The sequence below is a fragment of the Elusimicrobiota bacterium genome (genome assembly GCA_026388095.1).
Classification (GTDB): Bacteria; Elusimicrobiota; Elusimicrobia; order UBA1565; family UBA9628; genus UBA9628.
In genome coordinates this window covers 134,486-159,453 of sequence record JAPLKL010000044.1, presented here as the reverse complement: position 1 = coordinate 159,453, position 24,968 = coordinate 134,486, and the positions used below count along the sequence as shown (strand labels likewise).

The 24,968-nt window shown below is 68.3% G+C and carries 19 protein-coding genes; 3 read left to right on the top strand and 16 right to left on the bottom strand.

Annotation, left to right across the window (positions count from 1 at the left end; genetic code table 11):
- Positions 1-10 precede the first annotated feature (10 nt).
- Genes NTY77_11085 through cysS form a run of 4 tightly spaced genes read right to left on the bottom strand, consistent with a single transcriptional unit; the run spans position 11 to position 3,720 of the window.
- Entirely contained in the window at positions 11-646 is a 636-nt protein-coding gene (locus NTY77_11085) for a thiamine diphosphokinase (GenBank protein MCX5796028.1), read from the bottom strand.
- The gene (locus NTY77_11080) at positions 646-1,575 is read right to left on the bottom strand and encodes a cation diffusion facilitator family transporter (protein MCX5796027.1); all 930 of its coding nucleotides are present in this window, start codon (positions 1,573-1,575) and stop codon (positions 646-648) included. Before NTY77_11080 ends, NTY77_11085 begins: the two co-directional genes overlap by 1 nt.
- On the bottom strand, positions 1,572-2,342 hold the full coding sequence (gene rlmB / locus NTY77_11075; GenBank protein ID MCX5796026.1) for a 23S rRNA (guanosine(2251)-2'-O)-methyltransferase RlmB: 771 nt from the start codon (positions 2,340-2,342) through the stop codon (positions 1,572-1,574). Before rlmB ends, NTY77_11080 begins: the two co-directional genes overlap by 4 nt.
- 4 nt (positions 2,343-2,346) lie before the next feature.
- The gene (gene cysS, locus NTY77_11070) at positions 2,347-3,720 is read right to left on the bottom strand and encodes a cysteine--tRNA ligase (protein MCX5796025.1); all 1,374 of its coding nucleotides are present in this window, start codon (positions 3,718-3,720) and stop codon (positions 2,347-2,349) included.
- Between the two features lie 127 nt (positions 3,721-3,847).
- Here cysS and NTY77_11065 point away from each other — a divergent pair, with 127 nt between their 5' ends.
- Positions 3,848-4,945, top strand: coding sequence for a hypothetical protein (locus NTY77_11065; GenBank protein MCX5796024.1), 1,098 nt, complete (start codon positions 3,848-3,850; stop codon positions 4,943-4,945).
- Here the strand turns inward: NTY77_11065 and NTY77_11060 are convergent.
- The gene (locus NTY77_11060; protein ID MCX5796023.1) at positions 4,908-6,152 is read right to left on the bottom strand and encodes a glycosyltransferase 87 family protein; all 1,245 of its coding nucleotides are present in this window, start codon (positions 6,150-6,152) and stop codon (positions 4,908-4,910) included. The genes NTY77_11065 and NTY77_11060 overlap by 38 nt on opposite strands.
- A 39-nt stretch (positions 6,153-6,191) precedes the next feature.
- Between NTY77_11060 and NTY77_11055 the strand changes: the two genes are divergently transcribed.
- A complete protein-coding gene (locus tag NTY77_11055) occupies positions 6,192-8,237 on the top strand; it encodes a hypothetical protein (protein ID MCX5796022.1) in 2,046 nt (681 codons plus the stop codon).
- Here the strand turns inward: NTY77_11055 and NTY77_11050 are convergent.
- From NTY77_11050 to NTY77_11035, 4 genes are all read right to left on the bottom strand, one after another.
- Positions 8,234-9,805 (bottom strand): hypothetical protein, encoded by a 1,572-nt coding sequence (locus tag NTY77_11050; protein MCX5796021.1) that lies wholly within the window; start codon positions 9,803-9,805, stop codon positions 8,234-8,236. The genes NTY77_11055 and NTY77_11050 overlap by 4 nt on opposite strands.
- Before the next feature lie 8 nt (positions 9,806-9,813).
- Complete coding sequence (locus tag NTY77_11045) at positions 9,814-12,084, bottom strand: PBP1A family penicillin-binding protein (GenBank protein MCX5796020.1); 2,271 nt, start codon at positions 12,082-12,084, stop codon at positions 9,814-9,816.
- Positions 12,085-12,189: 105 nt separating this feature from the next.
- Positions 12,190-12,651 carry a hypothetical protein gene (locus tag NTY77_11040; protein ID MCX5796019.1) on the bottom strand — a complete coding sequence of 154 codons (462 nt, stop codon included), beginning with the start codon at positions 12,649-12,651 and terminating at the stop codon, positions 12,190-12,192.
- A gap of 23 nt (positions 12,652-12,674) precedes the next feature.
- Positions 12,675-14,711 (bottom strand): hypothetical protein, encoded by a 2,037-nt coding sequence (locus NTY77_11035; protein MCX5796018.1) that lies wholly within the window; start codon positions 14,709-14,711, stop codon positions 12,675-12,677.
- A gap of 185 nt (positions 14,712-14,896) precedes the next feature.
- Between NTY77_11035 and NTY77_11030 the strand changes: the two genes are divergently transcribed.
- A complete protein-coding gene (locus NTY77_11030; protein ID MCX5796017.1) occupies positions 14,897-15,679 on the top strand; it encodes a hypothetical protein in 783 nt (260 codons plus the stop codon).
- A gap of 84 nt (positions 15,680-15,763) precedes the next feature.
- Here the strand turns inward: NTY77_11030 and sucD are convergent, their stop codons facing one another.
- The 7 genes from sucD to NTY77_10995 form a co-directional block, all read right to left on the bottom strand.
- Complete coding sequence (gene sucD, locus NTY77_11025; GenBank protein MCX5796016.1) at positions 15,764-16,645, bottom strand: succinate--CoA ligase subunit alpha; 882 nt, start codon at positions 16,643-16,645, stop codon at positions 15,764-15,766.
- Positions 16,642-17,799: an ADP-forming succinate--CoA ligase subunit beta gene (sucC, locus tag NTY77_11020; GenBank protein ID MCX5796015.1), complete on the bottom strand. Its 1,158-nt coding sequence runs from the start codon at positions 17,797-17,799 to the stop codon at positions 16,642-16,644. Before sucC ends, sucD begins: the two co-directional genes overlap by 4 nt.
- The gene (locus NTY77_11015) at positions 17,796-18,830 is read right to left on the bottom strand and encodes a 2-oxoacid:ferredoxin oxidoreductase subunit beta (protein MCX5796014.1); all 1,035 of its coding nucleotides are present in this window, start codon (positions 18,828-18,830) and stop codon (positions 17,796-17,798) included. The genes sucC and NTY77_11015 overlap by 4 nt, the downstream gene beginning before the upstream one ends.
- 1 nt (position 18,831) lies before the next feature.
- The gene (locus tag NTY77_11010; GenBank protein MCX5796013.1) at positions 18,832-20,700 is read right to left on the bottom strand and encodes a 2-oxoacid:acceptor oxidoreductase subunit alpha; all 1,869 of its coding nucleotides are present in this window, start codon (positions 20,698-20,700) and stop codon (positions 18,832-18,834) included.
- A 158-nt stretch (positions 20,701-20,858) separates the two neighbouring features.
- Positions 20,859-21,680, bottom strand: a complete 822-nt coding sequence (locus NTY77_11005) for a Stp1/IreP family PP2C-type Ser/Thr phosphatase (GenBank protein MCX5796012.1) — start codon at positions 21,678-21,680, stop codon at positions 20,859-20,861.
- Positions 21,677-24,253, bottom strand: a complete 2,577-nt coding sequence (locus NTY77_11000) for a serine/threonine-protein kinase (protein ID MCX5796011.1) — start codon at positions 24,251-24,253, stop codon at positions 21,677-21,679. The genes NTY77_11005 and NTY77_11000 overlap by 4 nt, the downstream gene beginning before the upstream one ends.
- A complete protein-coding gene (locus NTY77_10995) occupies positions 24,250-24,930 on the bottom strand; it encodes a biotin transporter BioY (protein ID MCX5796010.1) in 681 nt (226 codons plus the stop codon). The genes NTY77_11000 and NTY77_10995 overlap by 4 nt, the downstream gene beginning before the upstream one ends.
- Between the last annotated feature and the right edge of the window lie 38 nt (positions 24,931-24,968).

Sequence of the window (24,968 nt, the reverse complement as noted above, 5' to 3'; positions counted from 1 at the left end):
GCCTGAAACCTCAGAACCCGAAAGGCTCGGGACTCGCGGCCCACACCCGGCCCGAATGCACCGTCAAAGCCACGGCGCCCTCGGCCACATTGCTCAGACCCCGGCCTCCCGGAGACAGCACCGCCCGCCGCAGAGGATAGCGCACCCCGCTCGCCGACAGCCTGGCCCGTGATGTGGCCGCCAAAAGCGAGAGCATCCCCCCTCGTTTGACCCCCAGCCGGTAGCGGCCCGGCCCCAACAGCGTGGCCAACCCCCGGTCCACCATGACCAAGCTGCGCCGGCAGCCCCAAGCCTCGGCCAAAGCCAGGTTGACCAAGGAATGGTCAAGCCGACCGCCCAGGATCCCCGCCACATAAAGCCGGGAGATGCCGGCGCGCGCCAAAAAAGCCAGCGCCTTCTCGAAGTCCGAGGAGTCCTCGCCGAAATCGCACAGGAACGAGGTCCCCCGCCAGGACCGCGGCAGAGGCTTGGGCACCGAGTCCATGTCCCCGATCACCACGTCCGGCCGCAGGCCCAGCCGGACCGCGTGGCGCGCCCCCCCGTCAGCGCAGACCAGCACGGAGCAGCGCCGCGCCAGGCGGCGCACCAGACCCGGCTCGGGAAGCCCCCCGTTGAGCAGCAGGAGGGCGGCAGAGTCCCGCTTCATCAAGGCTCTGTCGGCGGCGGGACCGTGTCCTCGCACTCGGGCTGCCCCGAGGTCTCCACCTGCAAGGTCACGTGCGTGATGCCGAAGCGCTCCTTGAGCAGCTTGGCGCCCGCGCGCAGGGTCGCGGCGGTGTGAGCGTCGGACTCCACCACCACGTGCCCGCTCATGGACTCCGTGCCCCGCGTGACGGACCACAGATGAAGGTCATGGACCGAGCTGACCCCGGGCAAAACGCTCAGCGCGGCGCGGATCTGCTCCAGTTCCAGGTGCGACGGGGTGCCCTCAAGCAGGATGTGCACCGAGTCGCGCACCAGCCAATACGAGGTCACCACGATCCCGGCGCAGATGACGGCGCTCACCAAGGGGTCCGCCTGGCGCCAGCCGAACTCCAGGATGACGATGCCGGCGATGACCGCGCCCACCGAACCCAGGGCGTCGGAGAGCACGTGCAGGAAGGCCCCGCGCAGGTTGATGTTGGAGCGGCTGGAACGGTAGAGCACGGCTCCGGCGGCCAAGTTGCTCAAAAGCCCGATGACCGCGATGACCAGCATCTCCTTGGCCTTGATATCCTGCGGCGCGAAGAACCGCACGTAGGCCTCGCGCAGGATGACGCCGGTGATGAGGATCAGGGTGACCCCATTGATGAAGGCGACCAGGACCTCCACGCGCTGATAGCCGAAGGTCCGCTTGGGATCGGCCGGACGCCGCGCCATCCGGGCCGCGAAGAGTCCCAGACCCAAAGCCGTGAGATCGAAGCCCATGTGCAGGGCGTCCGAGACCAAGGCCAAGCTGCCGGTCCACCAGCCGCCCACCAACTCCACCACGAAGAAGACCGCGGTGATGCCCAGGGCCCAGGTCAAAGACTGGACCGCTGAAAGCCCGTGATGCGCGTGGCCGTGGGAATGCCCGTGCTCGTGGCCGTGGCTCATGACCCCTTCCTGACCTGCCGCGCCACCTCGTAGAGGAGCACGCTCGCCGCGCAAGAGGCGTTGAGGCTCTCGACGCCGGCGGCCGCCTGCGGGATGCTGACCACCTCGTCGCAGAGCGAGGCCACCAAAGGCCTCATGCCGTAGCCCTCGGAGCCGATGACCAGCACCAAGGGCGTGTTGAAGACCGCGTCCCAGGCCGGACGGCCCGCCGCGTCGGCGCCGTAGACCCAGAAGCCCGCTTCCTTGAGGCGCTCCAGCGCCTGGCCCAGGTTGACCACGCTGACCACCGGGAGCTTCTGGATGGCGCCCGCCGAGGCCGCCACCACGGCCCCGGTGACCGGCGCGGAGCGCCGCTCCGGCAGGATGAGGGCTTTCGCCCCCAGGTTGACCGCGGAACGAGCGATGGCGCCCAGGTTGTGCGGGTCCTGGACCTCGTCCAAGGCCACCAGGACGAGCCCCTTGCGCGAGTCCTCAGGGAAGCGTTCCAGCAAGCCCTTCAAAGACCCGCCTTCGTGCAGAGCGGCGCGCAGGGCCACGCCCTGATGGCGGGCGCCGCCCGCGACCCGGTCCAGTTCCCGTCGGTCCACGTAGCGCAGGCGCACCCCCGCCTCCCGGGCCAGACGCATGAGCTCCTCGAACTCCGGGCCCCGGCTGCCCTCGGCCACTAGGAGCTCCTTGGCGCTGCCCGGCTTGCCGCGCAAGGTCTCGAGCACGCTATGGAAGCCGCTCAGCCATTGGGCGTCGGACCCCTGCTCCCGGCGGGACATCCGGCTACTTCCTCCGCCAGCGCTGGCCCTGCTTGGTATCCTCGACCAGTATGCCGCGGCTGTCCAGCTGCTTGCGCAGCTCATCGGAGAGCTTGAAGTCCTTGGCCGCGCGGGCCTGGGCGCGCCGGTCCACGAGCTCAGCGTCCTCGGCGGAGAGGGCGGCCTGCGCCTCTTCCTTGAAGAGGCCCAAGGCCAGGACCTTCTCCGCCTCTTCCACGAGAGCCTTCTTGGCGCCGTCCGGGGCATCGCTGTGGAGGCAGTCCCAGACCGCGGCCACGGCCCCCGGCATGTTGAGGTCGTCCTCGACCGCAGCCCGGAACGTCTCCAGGCCTGCCGGGCAGGCCGGCATAGGCTCGCCGCCCTTGACCGCGGCGGCCGCCTCGCGCAGGCGGCGGCGCGAGGTCTGGGCCGAGGCCAGCAGCTCCCAGGTGAAGTCGAGCTGCTTGCGGTAGTGCGCGGTGTAGCAGTGATAGCGGTAGTCGAGCGGGTCGAAGCCCTTCTCCTTGAGGTCGGCCAAGGTCACGAAGCCCCCCGCGGACTTGGCCATCTTGGCGCTGTTCATGAGCAGGAACTCGCCGTGCAGCCAGTAGCGGACGAACGGCTTGCCCGTGGCCCCTTCGGCCTGGGCGATCTCGTTGGTGTGGTGGATGGAGATGTGGTCCACGCCGCCGCAGTGGATGTCGAAGCTCTCGCCCAGGTACTTCATGGCCATGGCGCTGCACTCGATGTGCCAGCCCGGGAAGCCCTTGCCCCAGGGCGAGTCCCATTCCATGTGCCGCTTCTGGCCCGGCGGAGTGAACTTCCAGAGCGCGAAATCCTCCGGATTCTTCTTGCCTTCCACGACGTCCACCCGAGCTCCGGCCTTCTGCCCCTTGAGCCGGGCCGGGTCGAGCTTGCCGTAGGCCGGGAATCGTCCCGTGTCGAAGTAGATGCCGTCGGAGATCCTGTAGGTGAGGCCCTTCTCCGCGAGCTTGGCCACCAACGAGATCTGCTCGGGGATATGGTCCGTGGCCTTGCAGAGCACGTCCGCGGGGAGTACGTCCAAAGAAGCGATGTCCTTGAGGAAGGCCTGGGTGTAGAAAGCCGCGATGTCCCAGGCGGTCTTGCCCTCGCGCTTGGCGCCGACCTCGAGCTTGTCCTCGCCGGTGTCGGAGTCCGAGGTGAGGTGCCCCACGTCCGTGATGTTCATGACCCGGCGGACCTGGAAGCCGGCGGTCTGGAGGGTGCGGACGAGCACGTCCTCGAAGATGTAGGTGCGGTAGTTGCCCACGTGCTGATAGTTGTAGACCGTGGGGCCGCAGGTGTAGATCCCGACCCGCGGCGGAGCCAGAGGCTGCAGCTCCTCCAAAGAGCGCGACAAGGTGTTGAAGATCCTCATGTGCGGGGATATTCTAGCAATTGCGGCTGGCCCGGCTTCACGCTCAAGCGCCTAGGTCTTTCGGCCCAGTCCACCTAGGCCCTTGGGGGCCCTGGCATCCTGGGGCAAAATGGCCTACACTCATGTCATGCGCTACCTCCTGCCAGGCCTGCTCTTGCTCGCGACCGCCGGCGCGCCCTCGGCCCAGGGCCAGCCGGACGCGGCCCAAGCCATCCTGCAGAGGGACCGGCTCAAGCTCTCGGACGCGGCGCAGAACTGGACCGATTATCTGGACAAGGTCGCGCCTCAAGCCAAGGAGAAATACTCCCCGGAGCTGGCCCGGATCAAGGCGGACATCGGCGCCGCCAAGGACCTGGAAGAGCTCAGGCCGGCGGAGCTCAGGCTGGAGGCCTGGAGAAAGGCCCTGCTCAGCGAACTCTTCCCCTCCTTGGGCGGAGCCTTGGGCCAGACCGCCCAGTCCACGCGTCTGGCCCAGGCCCAGGTCGAGGCTTTCCAGGCCTTGGCCAAGCTCCAGCAGACCTCGCTGTCTCCGGCGCAGAGGAAGGCCGTGGATAGCCTGCGGACCCGCGTGGCCGCGGCGACCGACGCGCAGTCCCTGGACCGCCTCTTCGACAATGCGGGCCTGGCCCGGCCGGCTCCGATACCTCAGACCGTCTTCCCCACCGCCCAGGCCGAGCCCAAGTTCGCGGCCCGTCCGGCGGCGCCCAAGACCGCGCAGCCTCCCGCGGCCGACGCGCCGCTGGTCCTCAAGGACGAGGGCATCATGGCCTACCTCGACGGAACCAAGGCCAAGGCGCTCGCCCAGAAGGTCTGGGCCAAAGCCAAGGGTTTTTCGGGCTACTGCTACGCGGCGGTCAAGGGCGCTTTGGACTCCATACTGCCTTCGGGCTGGCGCAGCCAGGTGGGGTCTGCCAGCGCCTACCAGTTCGCCACTTCCCTAAACCGCAACCCGAAGCTCTTCGACAAGCTCAAGCTGCGCAAGATCGATCCGAGCACCTTGCCCGACAAGAAGCTCCCGCTGGGCGCCATCATCGTCTACGGCCGGGGCATGTGCGGCTTCAGCCCGGAGCACGGCCACATCGAGGTCGTGGTATCCGTGGACCCGCCCAAGGCCTGCAGCGACGGCTGTGAAGGCATCCCGCCGAGCCGCCTGCGCTGCATCGAGCGGAACAGCCCGAAGAACTGGGTCAACGTGTACGTGCCGGTGCGCAGCCCGGCGGACTGACCCCTTCGCGCCCGAAGCTCCCGGCGCAGTGGAACCAGAACCCCAGCAGGACCAGGACCGGGATGGAGTAGGCCACGGTCCAGAGCCCTGAGGCGAAGGCGACCAGCCGGTCCTGGGCCAAGAAGCGGAAAGCGATGACCGGCACGAAAGCGGCAAAGAAGCCGTAGTAGAGCAGGCTCGCCGTGCGCACCCGGCGGCGCTCCAGGAGCAGCAGCAGCGGGACGAGCAGGAGCGCCTGGTGGTGCGTATCGCTGTGCGGAGAGAGCAGCAGAGCCGTCACCAAAGCCAGGCCGAAGCCCTCGTCGAAGTCCCCTTCGTCGCCTGCTCTCAGCGTGACCGAGACGAAGCCCGCGCACAGGAGCAAGGAAGCCAGCGCCGTGAGCGCCCGGGCCGCATTCGGAGCGTTGACGAGCCCCATCGTATAGCCGCTGTCCGTGAGAGCTCTATAGAACAGGCCCGTCAGGGACTGGTTGTCGTAGAAGGACTCGATGCCCAGCTGCCGGCCCAGTTGGGCGTAATACTGGACCTGCGCCGGCCAGGGCACGAAGACCAGGCTCGCACCGGCCAGGACCGCCAGCCAGAAGACCACCCCGCCGAGCTGGCGCCAACGGCGTCTGAGCAGAAGGTAAAGGAGGATGAAGCCGAGGAAGACCCGCAGCCAGACCGCCACGGCCAAAGCCAAGCCGGCGAGCAAAGGCTTTCCCCGCCAAGCCAAGGCTAGGACCACCAGAAACAGGACCAAAGCATCATTCTGCCCGAGCTGGGCCGCCAGGTCCAGCGGGAAGAAAAGCAGGATGAGCGCGAATGCCAGATAATAGGTCTCTGAGAACGGCTGGAGCCGGCGGTGCTCGGCCCAGACCAAGAAGACCCCGAACACGGCGGCCATAGACAGCAACTCGAAGAAAGTCAGCGCGGCCCGGAAGGGCATGGCCGCCAACGGAGCGTAGACGAGCGCCACCGGCGGCGGATACATGAAGAACATGGTGTTCTCGTTCTCCGGCCGGTAGGCCATGAACTCCGCATAGACCTGCGCGCCCTGGCCCGCCAGGACCCTGGCCCCCGCCCCGTGGGCCAAGGCGAAATCCGAGCCGTTGGTGAACCAGGAGAGATAGAAGCCGGCGCAGAGGAACTTGAGCAGCGCCGCGCAGACCAAAAGCCTCACGGGCAACGGGGCGGACTCCAGGCGGTCGCGGAACTCGCGCAGCATAGGCCGCCAGATTCTACCACATCAGGTATAATACCGACGATGAGCGAAGACGCGCGCGGCGCGCCGTTCTGGCCCCGCCTCCTGGCCCGTCCCGGCTTCATCGAAACGCTCTTGGCCCTGGCCGTGCTGGGGCTCTACCACAAGCTCCTGATCCGTCCAGCCGCGGGCTGGGGCGAATTCCTTTATCCGCTGGGAGCGTCCTGGGGCTTTCGGGATTGGCGCGGGCTCGGCGCCATCTTCACACCCACCTATTGGGTCGCTTTCTGTTACGGCAAGGGCGACTGGGTCCCGGCGACCTTCGTCTGGTTCTTCCTGGAGCGCTGGCTGGGCGGAGCCCGTCCTCTGGCGGTCAACGGGGGCGCGCTGGCGCTCTTGACGGTGAACTCTTGGCTGGTGGCCGCGGTCGGGCGCCGCCTGACCGGCCGGCCCCTGGCCGGCCTCGTCGCGGGCCTCGCCTTCTGCCTGCATCCCCTGCTCTGGGACGCCAGCAAGCTCATGCTGACGTCCCACCTCCTGATGAGCCTCTTCGGCCTGCTCGCCTTCTGGGCCCATCTCAAAGGCCGCGAGCCGGGACGCAGGAGCGCGGCCTGGACCGCGCTGGCCTGCGGCTCTTACCTGCTGGCGATGTTCTCCAAGCCGCCCGGAGTGGTGTTCCCCGCTTTGCTCCTGGTCCATGAACTCTTCTGGGCGCGGGACGCAGACCCCTGGCCGCGGCGCCTGCGCCGCGGCAGCCTGGCCCTGCTGCCCTATCTCCTGCCGGCGGGGATATTCTTCTTGCTGTTCCACTGGGTCCATCCCGGACTCCAGCTCCTGGGCGTCACCAGCGCCGGCTTCAGCAAAGGCTGGACGATCCAGGATCCCATCCTGAGGATCAAGGAGGTCGTCGAGCTGCTGCTCGGCCGCCCTCAAGGGCCGGCGGTATTCGGACTCTGCACCGCCTTGCTGCTGTGCGCCGCTTTCTCCGGGCGGTTCCTCTTCTTCCTGGCCTGGTCGCTGGTCGCCCTCTTCCCCTACCTCAACCTCATCCCGCTCGAAGGGCTCTCCCGCGCCATGTCCTCCAAGGATTTCCAGCCCCGCTACGCCCTGCTGGCTTGCATCGCCTTCTCCTGGACGGCGGCGGCGGGCCTGATCCGGGGGCTCGACCGCGGCGGCATCGCCCGCAGAGCCTCCCAAGGCCTGCTCATCCTGCTGGGACTCGCCGCCGGCCTGCGGGTCTGTCGTCCGGTCCGGTCCGGCCTGCCCGCGCAGCCGATGACGCGCTTGCTGTCGTTGCCCTTCGTGCGCGCGGCCGACCCGCGGGCTTACGAAGCCCTTCTGGAAGAAGCCTCGGCGCGATATGGGGCGCAGACCGCCGCCGCTTTCTCCGGCATCTCCGGCAGCGGGCTGCTCTACGAGGACCCGGACCTGGCGGGATTGGTCAGGCACGCGGTCTATGCCCTGGATTTCCACCCCCTCTTCGATCCGGCCCTGCCCGAGGCCTTCCTGGATCGGCTGCGCTCGGCCGTGCTCGTGCAGCGAGACTGGGAGCGCGCCCGAGACTTCATCGCGCGGGGAGACCCCGGCCAGGCGCTGGCCGCGCTCCAGGAGGTCCTACGCCGGGACCCCAACCATGCGCAGGCCGCCCTGGCGGCCTCCGTGCTCCTGTGGCGGGAAGGCCGAGTGGAGCTCGCCAAGCACCTCTACGTCCTGGCTCGAACGGAGACCGGCCTGGGCCACGCGGCTTTGGTGTCCATCGCCTGCGCGCGCCTGGGCGCGGATTGCGCTCGGCTCGGCCTTGCCGACGGCGGATACCGCGACGCCATGCGCAAGACGCGCGGCGCCGATCTTGATGCTCCCGGCCCCCTCGGCGCGGGCCTGGTCCGCGAGGACCAGGACTTCATGTTCAGCTATGCCCGGGCCATGGCCGTCGACGAGCACTTCTTGGATGCGGAGCGGGCCTTCACGGCCGCGCTGCGCCTATTGGAGCGGGGAGCGCCGCAGCGGCGCGCGGCCGTCCTGCTGCAGAGGGCCGAGGCGCGGCAGCACTGCCAGGACCAGGCCGGGGCCGCGGCGGACCTGGACGCCGTGCGGCGCCTCGGCCCTTAACGGATGCCCGGCGGTAGGCGGTGCAGGAGCTCCAGGGGCTTGGCGTCCGGCGGCGCCCGGAAGAGATGGTGCCACGGCTCCGCGGAATCAGCCAGCACCAGGTCCGGGCAGACCAAGTCGATCCTCTCGTAACGGCTCTGGTCCACCCCGCCGCCCAGCACATAGCGGACCACATCGTAGTCGTTGCCCGGCTGCAGGCTGATGACTTGGGAGCGCAGCACGATCCAGTCCGGGTCCGGGACCAGAGGGCGGCCCTGCATGCCTCCGAGCACTTTCAATCCCGTGTAGTACTGCAGAGGGAAGTCTCCATAGGACGCGAGGACCACATCCCCGGGCCGCGCCCGCGCGCCCAGGTACTCCCGCAGCGGCCGGTCGCAGCTCGGCAGAGGGTGGCTGAGCTCGTAAAGGAAGCCCGCCAGAGGGAAGCGCACCGGACCCAAAGCCGGGAACCGGTCCGCGAGCTTGGTCCCCGGAGCCTTCAGCTGCTGCAAGGGGATCGAGTGCAGCACATCGGTGCCGGCCAGAAGGAGGAATACGGCCCCGGCAGCCAAGTTCCGGCGCTCCCATAGCGCCGACAAGGCCAGACCGCAAAGCACCGCCGCCACGGGCAGAAGAACGCTCAGGTACCGGAACATCCCCCACGACCCGGCGGAAAGGACCAGGATGAACGAGGCGCAGAAGATCAGCAGGAACCTGGCCCAGCGGCCGGCCTCTCCGGCCCCCGGGCGCCACGCCTCCCGCCCCGCTAGAAGCAGCATGGGCAAGGGCAAAACGAAGGTCACGAAAGCCCCTGCATAGAAGATGAGCTGCCTCAAATATCCGAGCGGGGCTCCGGCCTTTTGCGGGAGCACGCCATGATAGACGGCTCCGGGCAGGGCCAATAGGAAGGCGGTGGCCAAGGCCCAGGCGAAGCCCTTCCAGAACGCCCGCCCCGGCACCACGGCCCAGGCCGCGATCGCGAAGGCCGCCACCACGCCCATGGCCACGAGATGATTGGTGTAGAACAAGAGAGCGGCGCACAGCGCCCATTGCGCGGCGGCCTTCTTCTCTCCGCGCGCCAGGCCGGGCAAGGCGCAAAGCATCCCGCTGACGAAGACGTAGGCCAAGGCATACCAGCGAGCTTGGCGCGCATGGAGCAGGAACGGGACCGAAGTCAGCAGGACCGCGGCGCTCCAGCGCGCGGCCTGCCGCGAGGCCCAAAGGCGCAGGGCCAGCAAGTAAGCCAGCGGGACGCACAGCAGGCCCGCCAAGGCGAAAGGCAGGCGGCAGGCCCAGTTGCCCGGCCCCAGGAGCTTCAGCGCCCCCGCGGCCGCGTAGAACTGCAGCCACGGCGACCAGCGCCACAAATGCCGCGGGTCCAGGTCGCGGCCCGCCTCGGCGGTCACCCAATTGAGGCCGTCGTAGGCGTAAGGCAGGCCGCGGGCGAGTATGCCGCGGGCGAGCAAGGCGGTGTGCGCCTCGTCCTCCCAGAGGTCGCGGCCGCCCAGGTCCCAGAAGATGAGCAGGGCCCCGAGCGCCAACAGGACGATGAGCCAGCGGTCCGGGCCCTTCGGATTGGGTTCCGCCATCCGGCGCCTTACTCCAATATGACCGGCCCCTCGTCGGCCGCCGGCTTGCTCTCCAACTCCTCGTCCGTGGGCAGCGGCGGGGGCGGCGCTGCCGCGGCCGGCGCGCTGGAGGCGCCGATGCCGTTGATGGACGGGCCGATCACCGCGGCGGGCGCTTGGGAAGGCGTCTGCCCGGCCAGCGGCTTGGAATGGTCCACTTGGCAGTACTCCTTAGGCTCCGTACCCTCCAAGAAGGCCTCCAGGATGCGGTGCTTCTTGGGACAGGTCGGCAAGGCCAGCAGGCCCGTCTCCGAGTCGATGGTCTGGAACACGATCTTGGCCGGCTTGGGGAAATCCCGCTTGGGATAGTCCTTCAGGATCTGCTCCATGATGTCCGTCCACCAGGGGACCACGGTGGAGCCGCCGGTCCAGTCCTTGCGGCCCAAGGACGCGAAGTCGTCGTAGCCCATCCAGGCGCCCGCGACCAGGTCGGGGGTATAGCCGATGAACCAGAGGTCGCGGTTGTCGTTGCTGGTGCCGGTCTTGCCCGCCAGGGGCCGGTTGAGCTTGCTGGCATGGACCGCGGTGCCGTTCCTGACCACGCCCTTGAGCAGGTTGGTGACCAAATAGGCCAGCTCCGGCGACATGGCCTCATGCTCGACGGGGACGTGGCTTTCGAGCTGTTTGCCCGTGGCGTCCTCCACGCGCTCCACTGTGTAGGGGACCACGGCGATGCCGCCGTTGGCGAAGGTGCCGAAGGCGTCCACCATCTCCAGCGGGCTGACCGCGGAGGCGCCCAGGCCCAGCGCCGGGACCGCCTCCAGATCGGAATGGATGCCGGCCTTGTGCGCGATATCCACCACCAGGGGCGGCCCCACGTGCGTGATGAGATTGATGGAGGCGATGTTGCGGGAGAGGGCCAAAGCCTTGCGCAAAGTGATGGTTCCCAGGAACTTCCCGTCGAAGTCGTTGGGGACCCAGATCTTGAAATCCGTGGACTGGGCGAAGGGCTGGGTGGCCAGGTTGATGGAGTACTGGTCCGTGGCCCCCTCCAGCAGCCGCCAGTCGCGGCCGTCGTAGTAATAGGCCAGCGGCGTGTCCTCCACCAAGGACGCCGCGGTCATGCCGGAGTCCAGGGCCGCGGCCCAGACGAAGGGCTTGAACGTGGAGCCGGGCTGGCGGCGGGCCTGGGTCGCGCGGTTGAACATAGAGTCGCGCCCCCCCACCATGGCGCGGATGGCGCCGGTCTTGACGTCCATGAGCACGAAAGCGCCCTGGATCTTGGTCGGCGGCGAGGTCGAGACCTCGGGCGCCGCGTCGAGCATGGGCGGCGCCTCCTTTAGCTTGCGCTCCCACTCCTTGCGCGCCGACTCGTCGAAGCCGGAGAGCCCCTTCTCCATGAGGGTCTCCACGGTCTTCTGCTGGTCGAGGTCCAAAGTCGTGTAGATCTTGAGGCCCCCGCGCCAGAGCGCTTGGTAACCGTAGCGCTGCTCCAGGCGCTTGCGCACATGCTCCACGAAGAACGGGGCCTGGGTCTCCTGGCCGATGGGCTTGGAAATCGGGATGGGCTCGCGCAGGGCCGCCTCCAGCTCGGGCTTGGTGATCATGCCCGACTCGAACATGCGGTTGAGGACCGCGCCGCGGCGCCGGCGGGCCTGGTCCGGATGCGAGAACGGGGAGTTGCCCCGCGGGGCCTGGATGATGCCGGCCAAGAGCGCGCAGTCGGCCAAAGACAGCTCGCCGACCTCCTTGCCGAAGTAGTTGCGCGCCGCGGACTGGACGCCGTAGGCGCCTTCGCCGAAATAGACCTGGTTGAGATAGAACTGCAGGATCTCGGGCTTCGAGAAGGTGCGCTCGATCTGGATGGCGAGCAGGATCTCGCGGAGCTTGCGCACGACCTTGCGCTGCCGGGTCAGGAAGATCTGCCGGGAGAGCTGCATGGTGATGGTCGAGCCCCCCTGCCGGACGCGGCCGGCCAGGAGGTTGGCGAAAGCGGAGCGCAGGATGCCGCGCGGGGAGATGCCCCAATGCTTGAAGAACCGGTCGTCCTCGATGGCCATGACCGCGTTCTGCAGGTCGACGGGGATATGATTGAGGCTCAGCAGCGCCCGCTTCTCGATGGAGAGCTCGGCCACCACGTTGCCCTTGCAGTCGAAGACCCGGCTGGTCAAGGACGGGGTGTATTCCTCCAAGGTGTGGATGTCCGGCAAACCGGCCAGCAGGCGCCGCAGCACATAGGCATCCGCGGCCACGAAGAGCAGGAGGAGCAGGGCCCCCAGGTAGAAGTAGGAACGCCTCATCTGGGGTATTTTATCTCTTTCCGCATCGCCGTAGGCGATGCGGAAACCGAACGGCCCCCCTTTGCAGGGGGGCCGTTCGTTCCGTGGGGGTAGCCGTCGCCGTTCTTAAGATCCCCTCTCCTGATACCAAGGCTTGCCCCGGCTCGAGGGATGGGTGCAGTCCACGAAGATGACGACCTGCCGCTCGTTATGGACGTAGCCCCACTTGCCCGTGTCCTTGAGCTTGGTCCCGTCCAGCTGGCCGCCGCGGAGCAGGTCGCTGGGGTAGTATCTGACAGCGTTGGTCTCGTGGTGCCCGCTGACCACGATGTCGACGCTCGGGATCTGGGAGAGATACTTGGGCACGAGCTCATCGAGCCTCTCCGGGATGCGCCGCTCGCCCTTGACGAAGCTGGTCAGGGCCGTCTCCATCGCGGCCAGGCCCGCGAGGGTCCGGGTCTCCCCGACCTGCCGGTCGGATTCCTGGAAGTTGCGTTCCAACTCGCCGGAAGACTCGTCCTTCAGGCCCAGACTGCGGCAACCAGCCAAAGTCAACAACAGCGCCAGACCCAGATTCCACATCCTCATGCCTCTGCCTCCGCAACGGCCTCTTATTTCCCGAACAACCGGGACAGGAAGGAAGCCTTCGGGACCTCCAACTGCTTCTCCAGCTCGGCTTGCCGGCGCGCGGCCTGCTCCAGCGCCGCCTGCTTGGCCGCCAGATCCCGGCGCAGAACCGCGGCCTCCGAAGCCTGCCGGCCTGAAGCCTCCAGCAATTTAGACATTTCCTGGGCCTGCCGCGCCACCTCCGCCTCGGCTCTCTCCCGCGCCTGCTCAGCCGCGGCCACGACAGCGGCCGCCTTGTCCCGCTCCCCCATGTACATGCGCCCCAGGTGGGCCTCCCGCGCGACCTCCCCGCGCAGGCGATCGAGAGACTCCTCCACAGCCTTCACCTGGGCGGACTGGGCGGCGGCCAGGCGCTCGAGCTCCGCCTTCTCGGTCTGCAGGGCCTGGCCCTGGACTTCCTCCTTCTCAAGGCGCCCCCGCACCTCGGCGAGTTCCCGGCGCAGGCCCCCGAGCTCCTCCCGGGCCGCCTGCAGAGCCTTGTCCAGCTCGAGGTTGCGCGCGGCGTCGTCGCGGCGCAGTTCCTCGGCGCGTTCCCGGCGCGAGGAGAGGTCCGCCGCCTGCCCCTGGGCGTTGACCAACTCGGTCTCCTTGGCCAGCATCTTCTGGGCCCACTCCGTCGACTGGCGCGTCATCTCGGCGCGCATGCGTTCGACCTCGGCTTCCAGCGCCAGACGGGCCTTCTGGCGCTCAGCCTCGCTCTTCTCGAAGCGATCCAAGGCCCCGCGCTCGATCTCGATGCGCAGAGCCGCCTCGCGCCGGCGCACCTCGCTCTCCAAGTCCTTCTCCATCTGCTCGGAAAGGCGCGCCGCGCGCTGGCCGATCTCCTCCTGGGCGGCCAGCTTGATGCGGGCTTTCTCGGACTCCAGCACCTGCATGGACTGGGCCGAGACCTCGGAGCGGATCTCCTTCTCGCGTTCCACCCACTTGCGCTGCAGGACCACGAACTCGGCCTTGAAGCGCTCCTGGGTCCTGTCCCACTCCGCGGCGGCGCGCTTGAGCTCCTCGTTCTGGGCCCGGCCCGCGGCCATCTGCCGCTCCAGGGCGCCGCAGACCGCGCGCAGCCGGGCCAGCTCGGCGCCCGAACGCTCGGCGGCCTCCTTATACTTCGCGGAATCGGACTCCACATCCATCTTGACGCGGCGCAGGTCCGCCTCGTGCTCCACGCGCAGGCGCTCCGCCAGCGTGGACAGGTCGCGCTGCAGGCGCTCATGGTCCGCCAGCAGGCGCTCCTCCCGTTCGCGGGCGCTGGAGCGCACGGCCGCCAGATCGCGCTCCAGGCGCTCCTGCACCATGGCGAGCTGCTGGCGGGACATGGACAGGTCCGCGCGCATCTGGATGGATTCCTTCTCCTTCTCCGTCGCGCTGGCCACCTTGGCCACGGCCTCGGCCCGCTCTTGGACCAGCTCGGCCAGCCGGGCCTCCAACTGCTTCTTCTCGGAGACCGTCTGGGCCAGCTCCGCGTCGGCGCCCTTGAGCTTCTCAGCGAGCGAGCGCAAGTTGCGGATCTCATCGTCCTTGGCCAGGACCGCCTTCTGCCAGCCGGCCTTCTCCTCCAGCCAGCGGCGCTCCATCTCCTGCAGGCGCATGGAGAAGTGGCTCTCGACCTCCTTCTCCTGGGTCTCGCGCGTCTGCATCTGGTTCTTGAGCGTGGTGACCCAGGTTTCGCGCTCCTGGGCCAGGCGCGCCTCGAGCTCCTGGACCTTGACCTGCTGGACGCGGCGGGACTCCTCGGTCTCGGCCTCGCGGCGGTCGCGGCGCAGCTTGTCCTGCAGCTCCTTGATGGAGATCTCCACGCGCGCGGACGTGGCGGCCTCCTGCTGGCTCTTGAGATTGGCCAGCAGCAGCTGCTCGTGCTCTTGGGCCAGGCGCGCCTCGAGCTCCGCGACCTTCTTCTCGTACTCGATCTGTTCGTTCGTCGGACCGTACGGACGCTCCGGCGCGGCCGGCGCCGGGGGCTCCGAGGCCACCGAAGAGGCCGGCGGCTCCGGGGGTCTCATGGGATCCTGGTTGTCCTCAGCCATGGTGTATTCTCCTGCGGCTCATCGACTGCAAAAGGGGCATCGCTGTATGAGTGTAAAGGCTTTATGTTAAATTTTCAATACATATACGGCTTTCTTGAAATGCCGGCCAAGTCCCGAGGCCTTGCAAGATAACAACAACACTGTTACACTTTTATTGTCCCACGTCTTCACCCCGCGGAAGCGTCATGGACCCCAGAGAAGAGGCCACAAAGCGCAATCGCACCACCCTTTATCTTCTACTCGCGGGCGGTGCCATCCTCCTGGTCCCGCTCCTGTATCTCCTCTATCTCCGGTCGGTTGAGGCAGGCTCATCGGCCGCCAACGCCGCGGCTCATCCTTTCGCCCCCCGGCAGAGCGCGGCCGACCGGATCAAGGCGGCCCAGACCCCGGCTCCACCGATGCAAGCCCAGAGCTCACTGACCGGCACCGGGGGGCCGGTTCAGGCCCAGAGCGCTGCGCCGGGATCCGTATCCGACTCTTTGGGCTTCATCAAGGGCGGCTCCGATTTCCTGCCCGCGGAGAAGACCGCGACCTCCACTGCGCCGGTCGTCAAGGCCGAGGCTCCCCCTCCGCCGGCTCCCGTACAGCAGGTGGCCAAGAACGAGCCCGCTGCCAAGACCAAGGCCGGGGCCAAGCCCTTCGTTCAACCCCGTCTGAAGGGCACGAGCTTCGGCAGCACCGGCCGCGGCGCACAGGGGACTCAGATGGGGAAGATGGGGCAGATGGGACAGAAGGGACAGATGCCTCCGGGCATGCCTCAGATGCCTGGAGGCGCGGGCGCGCCTGACATGAGCAAGATGCTGCAGGGCATGATGCCTGGAGGAGCCGGCGGGGCAGGCGCTCCAGGAGCTGCAGGCGGGGCGGGCATGCCTGACATGAGCAAGATGCTGCAGGGCATGATGCCCCCCGGAGGCGCGCCGGCCGCGCCGCAGGGGGCGCCCGCGGCTCCCACGACGCCGACGCAGTAGGAAGTCAAAGGCCACCCCTAACGCAACCGGCGCCCCCCTCATAGGGGGGCGCCGGTTGCGCGTCGACTTCGTCGACGCGCTGGTTTAGACGGAAGTCTTCTGCTGAAGGGCCTTGGCGACGGTGGTCCCGATCTCGCTGAGGTTCTCGACTATGGTGACGCCGGCCTCGCGCAGAGCCTTCACCTTGGAGGCGTGGGTCCCGGAGCCGCCCTCGATGATGGCGCCGGCATGGCCCATGCGGCGGCCCGGAGGGGCGCTGCGCCCCGCGATGAAGCCGAACACCGGCTTGCTCATCCGCTCGCGATAGAAGCGCGCCGCATCTTCCTCGGCCGAGCCCCCGATCTCGCCGATCATGACCACCGCGTCAGTGGCCGGGTCGGCTTCAAAAAGCTCCAGGATGTCGACGAAATTGGAGCCCGCGATGGGGTCCCCGCCGATGCCGACCACGGTCGACTGGCCCAGCCCCTGCTGGGAGGTCTGATGGACCGCCTCGTAGGTGAGCGTGCCGGAGCGCGAAATGATCCCGATGCGGCCGGGCTTATGGATGTAGCCGGGCATGATGCCCGCCTTGCACTGCCCAGGAGTGATGACTCCCGGGCAGTTGGGGCCGACCATGCGCACGCGCGCGCCCAAGGCCCGCTTGACCCGCGCCATGTCGAGGACCGGGATGCCCTCCGTGATGCAGATGACCACGGCCACCCCCGCGTCCGCGGCTTCGAGCACCGCGTCGGCCGCGAACGGGGCGGGCACGAAGACCAGCGAGACGTCGGCTCCGGTCTGGCGCACCGCCTCGGAGACGGTGTTGAACACCGGCCGGTCGAGGTGCATGGTCCCGCCGCGGCCGGGCGTGACGCCGGCCACGATGTTCGTGCCGTACTCCAGGCACTGCTTGGAGTGGAAGGTCCCGGTCCCGCCGGTGAACCCCTGCACCAGCACGCGCGAGTCTTTGTTGAGAAGGATGCTCATCTTGCCGCCTCCACCGCCTTCTTAGCCGCGTCCCAGAGGTCCTCCGCCGGGGTGATATTGACCTTGGCCTGCGCGAGCAGCTCGCGGCCCTTGTCGACATTGGTCCCTTGCAGGCGCACGACCAGGGGGACGCGGAGCTTGACCTTCTTGAGCGCGGCCAGGATGCCCGCGGCGATCATGTCGCATTTGACGATGCCGCCGAAGATATTGACCAGGACCGCCTTCACCTTGGAGTCCTTGAGGATGAGCTGGAAGGCCTTGGTCACCCGCTCCTCGTTGGCCGCGCCGCCCACGTCTAGGAAGTTGGCCGGCCGGCCGCCCGCCAGCACGATGGTGTCCATGGTGCCCATGGCCAAGCCCGCTCCGTTGACCATGCAGCCGATGGAGCCGTCGAGGCCGATGTAGGAGAGGTCGGCCTTCTTGGCCTCGCGCTCCAGGCTGGAGAGCTCCGGGTCCTTGCGCTTGGCCAGGTCCGGATGCCGGAACAGGGCGTTGTCGTCGGTCACCACCTTGCCGTCCAAAGCCAGCAGGCCCTTCGGGGTGAGGACCAGGGGGTTCACTTCGACCAGGCTGCAGTCGTGCTCCAGGAAAAGCCGAACGAGGGACTTAGCCAGATGGCAGAACCCCGCCACATGCTGGGCCGGCAGGCCCAGTTGGAAGGCGAGCCTCCGCGCCGCGAAATCCGGCAGCCCCGTGCTGGGATCCACGGGCTGGCGCAGGATGGCCCCGGGCTTCTCCGCCGCGAGCTTCTCGATCTCCATGCCGCCCTCGGCGGAGGCGATGATCGTGGGCCCGCAGGCCTTGCGGTCCATCACCACGGAAAGATAGATCTCCCGCTCGATCTTCGCGCCGCCCTCGATGAGGACCTCGCGGACCTTGAGTCCCTGGCCCTGGGTCTGGTGGGTCGTCAAGGTCATGCCCAGGATGGACCTGGCCGCCTCGCGGGCCTCGGCCGGGGTGCGGGTCAGCTTGATGCCTCCGGCCTTGCCCCGCCCGCCGGCCAGGACCTGGGCCTTGATGACCCAAGGCCCCTTGCCCGCGCGCTTGAGGGCCGCGGGCAGCTGCGCCAGGGTGCGGATCACCCCGCCCGAGGGAGGGACCGGGATGCCGTGGGCCCGGAACAGCTCCTTGGACTCGTATTCGAGCAGCTTCATGAGCCGCCCTCTTCCGAGGCGTTGAGGACCGCCTGCAGGTCCGTGGGCGCCGCCTGCTTGGCCTTGATGATCTGCTCCTCCATGAGCTCGTGCAAAGCCGGCTGGCGAACCGCGCGGAAGACCCCGACCGGCATGGGGCATTCGGTCTCGTTCATCTTGGACAGGAGGTAGGCCCCGTGCGGCGACTCGGCCTTCTCGTCGTGCACCATCAGGTCCTTGGGGGGCTGCCCCGCCGGGAATTCCACCACCTCCGGGTCCATGCCGCGCAGGCGGATGCCCTTGTTCTGCTCCTTGCCGAAGATCAGGGGCTTGCCGTGCTGCAGGCGCACGATCCGCTCCTCCCGGGTGGCCTTGTCCTCCAACTCCTTCCAGGCCCCGTTGTTGAACACCACGCAGTTCTGGAGGACCTCCACAAAGGCCGTGCCATGGTGCTTGGCCGCCCGGGAGATGATCTCGGTCATGCCGGGCACGTCGGCCGCCATGCCCCGGGCCACGAAGGTCGCTTCCGAGGCCAGGGCCATGTTGATGGGGTTGATCGGATACTCGATGGAGCCCCAGGGGGTCGACTTGGTCTTCTTGCCGAACTCCGAGGTGGGCGAGAGCTGTCCCTTGGTCAGGCCGTAGATGCGGTTGTTGAACAGGATCACCTTGAGGTCCACGTTGCGGCGCAGGGTGTGGATGAAGTGGTTGCCGCCGATGGAGAGGGCATCGCCGTCTCCCGTGGCCACCCACACCTGGAGCTCGGGATTGGCGCATTTGACCCCGGTAGCCACCGGCAGGGCGCGGCCGTGGATGCCGTGGAACCCGTAGGTGTTCATGTAGTAGGGGAAGCGCGAGGAGCAGCCGATGCCCGAGATGAAAGCGTACTTGTTCCTCGGGATGTCCATGGACGCCAGGACCTTCTGGACCACGGCGAGGACCGCGAAATCGCCGCAGCCCGGGCACCAGCGGACCAGCTGGTCGGACGCGAACTTCCGTGAGTCAGGCAGCGGGCCGGAGCCCGGGAGACTTTCCGTCGCATGGTCTTGCATATCAGCTCCTTTTACCCGTGAGCAGGGCCGTGACGGCGCTCTCGATCTCCGCGACCTTGAAGGACATGCCCTTCACCTTATGCAGGCCTTGGGCGTCCACCAGATATCGGTCGCGCAGCATGTGCACCAGCTGGCCCAAGTTGAGCTCCGGGACGAGCACGTGCTCGTAGCGGGACAGGACCTGGCCCAGGTCGGCCGGCAGGGGGTTGAGGTAGCGCAGGTGCGCGCAGGCCACGGACTCGCCCTTGGCCTGCATGCGGCTGACCGCGGCGGTGATGGCGCCGTAGGTGCCGCCCCAGCCCACGACCAGGACCTTGCCGCGCTTGGGGCCCAGCACCTCGATGGGAGGGATCTCGCAGGCCACCTTGTCGATCTTGGCCTGGCGCAGCCGGCACATGCGCTCGTGGTTCTCCGGGTCGTAGCTGACCGTGCCCGTCACGTCGGCCTTCTCCAGCCCGCCGACCCGGTGCTCGTAGCCCGACATACCGGGCAGGGCCCAGGGCCGCGCCAAGGTCTGCGGGTCGCGCAGGTAGGGCTTGAACATGTCCGGCGCCGGCAGCTTGGCAGGCGGGAATTTCGGGAGTTTGGACACATCCGGCACCCGCCACGGCTCGGAGCCGAAGCCGAGGAATCCGTCGGAGAGCACCAGCACGGGGGTCATGTACTTGATGGCGATCCGGCAGGCCTCGATAGCGACCTGGAAGCAGTCCGCGGGGGTGGACGCGGCGAGCACCGGCATGGGGCACTCCCCATGGCGGCCGTAGAGGGCCTGGAACAGGTCGGACTGCTCGGTCTTGGTGGGCAGGCCGGTGGACGGCCCGCCGCGCTGGACGTTGACGATGACCAGGGGCAGCTCCACGATGGCGGCCAGGCCCAAGGCCTCGGACTTGAGCGATACGCCGGGGCCGCTGGTGCCTGTCATCCCCAGGGAGCCGGCGAAAGAGGCGCCGATGGAGGAGCAGATGGCCGCGATCTCATCCTCGGCCTGGAAGGTCTTGACCCCGAGGTTCTTGTACTTGGAGAGCTCGTGGAGGATCTCCGAGGCGGGGGTGATGGGGTAGGAGCCGTACCAGAGCTGCAGCCCGGAGAGGTGCGCGCCGGTCAGCAGACCCAAGGCCATGGCCTCGTTGCCCGTGACGTTGCGGTAGACCCCGGGCTCGACCGGAGACTTCTTGACCCGGAAGGACTGGCCGAAGAGCTCGGTGGTCTCGGCGAAGGCGTTGCCCGCCAGGAGGGCCTTCTTGTTGGCCTCCACCATCGCGGGGGTCTTCTTAAACTTGCCCTCGATCCATTTGAGGGTCCCTTCCATGGGCCGGTCGTAGAGCCAGTACATCATGCCCAGGGCGTAGAAGTTCTTGCAGCGCTCGACCTGGGGCTTGGTCAGAGGCATGCCCGCCAGGGCCTCGCCGGTGCGCCGGGAGAGCTCCACCGTGATGAGCCGGAAATCCGAGAGCGAGCCGTCCTCCAGAGGGTTGACGGTGTAGCCGGCCTTGCCCAGATTCTGCTGCGTGAAAGCGTCGGAGTTGGCGATGAGCAGCCCGCCCTTGCGCAGGTCCTTCATGTTGACCTTGAGGGCGGCGGGGTTCATGGCCACCAGGACGTCCGGGCTGTCGCCCGGGGTGAAGGCGCGGCTCGAGCTGAAATGGATCTGGTAGCCGCTGACTCCGAAGAGACTGCCCAGGGGGGCGCGGATGTCGGCGGGATAGTCGGGGAAGGTGCTCAGGTCGTTGCCCGCCAGCGCCGTGGCGGTGGAGAACTGCGCGCCGGTCAGCTGGATGCCGTCGCCGGAGTCTCCGGCGAAGCGGATGGTGACCGACTCCAGCTCCTCGGCGGGCTGCTGCCTGGGTTTGGCCGTCTTGGTCTTGTTCATCGTGCGCTCCATTAGGGATTCTTATACAAGGTGTTCCCGGTAAAAACAATATACCGATTATACGGCCCGGAATCAATGACGGCGGAGGGTAGGCCGGACCGCCCGAACGGCGCCGGCTCAGGAACCGGCGGCGTCGAGCTTCAGCAGCGGCTTCGGCGTCAATGCTCCCACAACTTCGAGACCTTGCGCCAGAATCCCAGCGCCGGGGCCGCGCCCAGGCGGCCGCAGATCAACGTGATGTTGTCCAATCCCCCGGCCCGGCGGGCCATGTCCACCAAGGTGTCCACCACCCGAGCCGGTGCCGGCTCCCGGGCCAGCACCTGAGCGAGCCCCTCATCGCTGACCATCTTATTGAGGCCGTCGGTCGCCAGGAGGAGCACGTCTCCGGGCAGGACCGGATGCTCCGCGACGTCGACCTTGACCTCCGGCTCGGCGCCCACGGCGCGGGTCAGGATGTTCTGCAAAGTGGAGTGCGCCGCCGCCTCGGGGGTGATGAGGCCCCGCCGCACTTGGTCGCCGACGAGGGAATGGTCCTCGGTCAGCTGCCTCAGGACGCCCCGACGGAACAGATAGAGGCGGCTGTCGCCGACATGCGCCACGCTCAAGGATCTCTCGTCGGCCAGGACCGCGACCACGGTGGTGCCCATGCCCGCGTCCTTGGGCAGGGCGCGGCCCTTCTCGTAGATGACGGTGTTGGCGGTCTTGATGAAGTGCTCCAACTGCCGGCAGCGCGCCGACGAGTCGGGGTCGGCGCCCTCCGGGACGAGGACCTTCTCCCCGCCGAGCATCCGGCGCGCGTAGTCCCGGATGGTCGACACGGCCAGGTCGCTGGCCACCTCGCCCGAGTTGTGCCCGCCCATGCCGTCGGCCACGATCAGCAGGCCCAGATCCGCGTCGATGCCCAAGCTGTCCTCGTTGTTGGCGCGCACGCAGCCGGCGTCCGTCCTTCCGAAGAAATCCCAGACGCGTTCAGGGCTCATGGCTTCTCCTGGTCCGGCGGCAGTTGCAGCGTGGTTTCCGTATCCGGGGCCTGCTCCCCCGGGGGAGGCAGACGGATGGCCCCAGCGGGCGCCGGGGCCGCCGCCGAAGGCAGGGCCACGTCCCCGCGCGGGTCCGGCGCCGGCTCGGGCAGGATCGGGACCGGCTCCGCAGCGATGGGCGGCGGAGCCTCCAGCCGGATGGCGGCCGCGGCCTCCGGAGCAGGCGACGCCTGCGGGACTTCCGCTGCCGCAGGCGCCGCCGGCAGGGGCTGGGTGACCTCCTGGGCGCAGACGCCGGACTTGACGGCCGCGCAGCAGGCCCGGAGGTCGGCGGCCAGGAGCGCCGCGCGCGCGTAGCGCTGGTCGGGATCCTTGGCCAAGCCTTTGGCGAGGATGGGGAGCACGCAAGGCGGCAGGTCCGGACGGGCGAGGCGGGGGTCGGGATGAGGGTCGTTGGCGATCTGGAACAGGAGGGTCCAAAGGCCCTCGCCGCCCTGGAAAGGCCTCTGCCCCGTCAGCAGCTCGTAAAGGGCGACGGTCAGCGAGAAGATGTCGGAGCGGCCGTCCACCTTCTTGCCCGCCACCTGCTCCGGGCTCATGTAGGACGGGGTGCCCATGACCTTGCCCGTGGATGTCTTGGACGAAGCGGTGATGCGGGCGATGCCGAAGTCGGCGACGCGGATCGTCCCGTCCTTGAGGAGCATGATGTTGGCCGGCTTGATGTCCCGATGCACGATCCCCTTGGTGTGGGCGTAGTCCAGGGCGTCGGCGACCACGGCGACGGACTCCAGCGCCCGGTCCACCGGCAGCAGGCCCTCTTTGCGGGTGTAGCGCGTGAAGTCGTGCCCTTCGAGGAGCTCCATGGCGATGAAGGCCACGTCGGCCGCCTCGCCGGCGTCGAAGATGCGCACGATGTTGGGATGGTTGAGGGTCCCGGCCGACTCCGCCTCCCGGAAGAAGCGCTCCTTGATCTCCTTGGTCGCGGCCGCGTCCGAGCCCTCGGCGAGGACCAAGGTCTTGATGGCCACCTGCCGGTTGATCTTGGGGTCGCGGCCCAGATACACGATGCCCATGGCCCCCCGGCCCAGTTCGCTCTCGATCTCATAGCGGCCCAAGGTCGGCTTGGCGGCACCTGCGGTATCGGAAGTCCCGCCGGCGCCGGCGGGACGGATCTCCTTGCCGCCGGTCCCGGCCTCCGGGGCCGGGGCGGCCGCGAGTCCCGTCCCCTTCTCCAGGGCGAAGAAGCGCTTGAAGATGACGGCCAGATAGGCCAGCACGAGCAGGATCGCGGGGTAGCCGACCTTGATCCAGTAGCCGCTGCTGACGAAGGGATAGATGCCGCAGGCGGCCAGGCCCGCCAGGAGCAGGATGCTGATCGCCAGGCCCGACAATGCTCTCAGACGAGGCAGCACGAACATGACGAACAGCCCGACGGCCAGCAGGAGGCCCAACTCGCAATTGGCGGCCCAGGAAGGCCGCGTGAGGAACCTGCGGTGCAGGATGTTCTCGATGACATTGGCGGTCAGCTCGGCGGGCGGGACGCTGCCGCCCAAGGGCGTGGTGAAGAGGGTCGCCGCCGAGGAGGCCGTAAGGCCGACGATGACGATCTTGCCGGCGAAGGCGTCCGGGGAGGCCTTGTCGTTCATCACGTCCTGGTACGTGAAGGACCGGAAGGTCCCCTCCGGTCCGTCGAAGGAGATGCGCATGCGGCTGTCAGCGTCGAGGGGGATGGCGATCTTCCCCGCGCGGACCTCCCGGCCGGGCTTGAAGACCGCCTCGCGGGGGCTGAGCCCGCTATAGGCCAGGGCCAGCTCCAACGCATAGGATGGGAAATAGGAGTCCGCGTACCGGAAGACCGGCGTTTCCCGGCGCAGGACTCCATCGGGATCCGGCGCGGGGCTGACGGCGCCTATGCCGGCGCAAGCCGAGGCGAACCGCGAGATGGGGAAGGCGGCCTTGAGGCCGTCCGGGCTGAGGAGATCAGGGACCCCGGCCGCGGCCTCGCGGGCGACGGTGAAGCTCGACACCGCGGCCGCAAGCGCCTCCGGCTTGGCCCCGGACCTGCCGCTCTGGGAGAATGACATGGCCAAGACCACGTTGCCGGCCTTGCGCAGGGACGCCTCCAGCTTGGAGTCCGAGTCCAGATGGACCATGGCGGATGAGAATTCCAACTCGAAGACCTTCTTCTTGTCCGTGACGGCGCGGGCGGTGACGAGCCCCGCGTAGCGCTCCTGCAGGCGCTGGATCTCGGCCAGGCCCGGGTTGTATTCATCGTCGGAGAGCACGAAGCCGAGGCCCACGACCTTGGCCCCCGCCGAGGAGAGCCTGTCGACCAAGGCCGCCAGGCGCCAGCGCGGCCACGGCCAGCGGCCGATGGCGGCCAAAGAGTCGTCGTCTATCGAGACGAGCACGACCTCGTCGGCCGCGGTGAGGCTCTGCCGGAGCTTGGAGCGCAAGTCATAGAACTTGAGTTCGACGCCCTCGCAGACGGACCAGTTCAGGAGATAGGCCGCGAGGACGCAGAGCGTGAGCGCGAGTCCGGTGACGATGTCCCAGACCGTCGTTCTCTTCATCTTCGCGCACTTATACTCGGGCGCCCGCGCACCCGAGATAAGTCGGCAAAGTGTAACTGTTGCGCTCTATTCTGTCCTCCCTGGTCCGAATTGCGGCCGAGCCGCCTCCAGCCCCAAGGCAGGAGGGCGCAGCAGACCGCGGATTTGAGCAAGTCCCCCACCAGGAAGGGATAAAGCCCGACGGACAAGAGGCGGCCGGCGGGAACGAAACGGGCCAGTCCGGCCAAGCCGCAGGCCAGGATGACGGCGGACCCGGCCAGCAGCAGGGCCAGGTTGGAGCCCAACCGGCGGTCCCAGCCCCGCGCGGCCAGCAAGCCCGCCAGCCAGGCGCCGGGCAGGAACCCCAGCAGATAGCCGCCCGTGGGCCCGAGCAGGCAGGCCCAGCCCGCGGCCCCGCCCGCGAAGAAGGGCAGGCCGCAGCCGCCTTGGAGAAGGTAAAGCGCGGCCGCGGCGCTGCCGCGGCGGGGTCCCAGGAGGGCCCCGGCGTAGAGGACCCCCAGCGTGCTGCCGGTCAGGGGCACCGGGGTGAAGGGCAGGGGCACGCAAAGCCGGGCGCAGACGGCGATGGCCCAGCTCATGGCTACGACGGCCGCCGCGTCGCCCAGGACCGAGTCCCGGCCTCCGGCCGCGTCATAGAAGACTGTTTGGTGCATCGGCAGCGTCTGGGCGTAAGCCATTCATGCCTCCGGTTCGAAAAGAGCGGTGTCGCAGGGTG

Coding starts and splice junctions, on each gene's coding strand:
- NTY77_11085 (MCX5796028.1), bottom strand. CDS start 646: ATGAAGCGGGACTCTGCCGCCCTCCTGCTGCTCAACGGGGGGCTTCCC.
- NTY77_11080 (MCX5796027.1), bottom strand. CDS start 1,575: ATGAGCCACGGCCACGAGCACGGGCATTCCCACGGCCACGCGCATCAC.
- rlmB (MCX5796026.1), bottom strand. CDS start 2,342: ATGTCCCGCCGGGAGCAGGGGTCCGACGCCCAATGGCTGAGCGGCTTC.
- cysS (MCX5796025.1), bottom strand. CDS start 3,720: ATGAGGATCTTCAACACCTTGTCGCGCTCTTTGGAGGAGCTGCAGCCT.
- NTY77_11065 (MCX5796024.1), top strand. CDS start 3,848: ATGCGCTACCTCCTGCCAGGCCTGCTCTTGCTCGCGACCGCCGGCGCG.
- NTY77_11060 (MCX5796023.1), bottom strand. CDS start 6,152: ATGCTGCGCGAGTTCCGCGACCGCCTGGAGTCCGCCCCGTTGCCCGTG.
- NTY77_11055 (MCX5796022.1), top strand. CDS start 6,192: ATGAGCGAAGACGCGCGCGGCGCGCCGTTCTGGCCCCGCCTCCTGGCC.
- NTY77_11050 (MCX5796021.1), bottom strand. CDS start 9,805: ATGGCGGAACCCAATCCGAAGGGCCCGGACCGCTGGCTCATCGTCCTG.
- NTY77_11045 (MCX5796020.1), bottom strand. CDS start 12,084: ATGAGGCGTTCCTACTTCTACCTGGGGGCCCTGCTCCTCCTGCTCTTC.
- NTY77_11040 (MCX5796019.1), bottom strand. CDS start 12,651: ATGAGGATGTGGAATCTGGGTCTGGCGCTGTTGTTGACTTTGGCTGGT.
- NTY77_11035 (MCX5796018.1), bottom strand. CDS start 14,711: ATGGCTGAGGACAACCAGGATCCCATGAGACCCCCGGAGCCGCCGGCC.
- NTY77_11030 (MCX5796017.1), top strand. CDS start 14,897: ATGGACCCCAGAGAAGAGGCCACAAAGCGCAATCGCACCACCCTTTAT.
- sucD (MCX5796016.1), bottom strand. CDS start 16,645: ATGAGCATCCTTCTCAACAAAGACTCGCGCGTGCTGGTGCAGGGGTTC.
- sucC (MCX5796015.1), bottom strand. CDS start 17,799: ATGAAGCTGCTCGAATACGAGTCCAAGGAGCTGTTCCGGGCCCACGGC.
- NTY77_11015 (MCX5796014.1), bottom strand. CDS start 18,830: ATGCAAGACCATGCGACGGAAAGTCTCCCGGGCTCCGGCCCGCTGCCT.
- NTY77_11010 (MCX5796013.1), bottom strand. CDS start 20,700: ATGAACAAGACCAAGACGGCCAAACCCAGGCAGCAGCCCGCCGAGGAG.
- NTY77_11005 (MCX5796012.1), bottom strand. CDS start 21,680: ATGAGCCCTGAACGCGTCTGGGATTTCTTCGGAAGGACGGACGCCGGC.
- NTY77_11000 (MCX5796011.1), bottom strand. CDS start 24,253: ATGAAGAGAACGACGGTCTGGGACATCGTCACCGGACTCGCGCTCACG.
- NTY77_10995 (MCX5796010.1), bottom strand. CDS start 24,930: ATGGCTTACGCCCAGACGCTGCCGATGCACCAAACAGTCTTCTATGAC.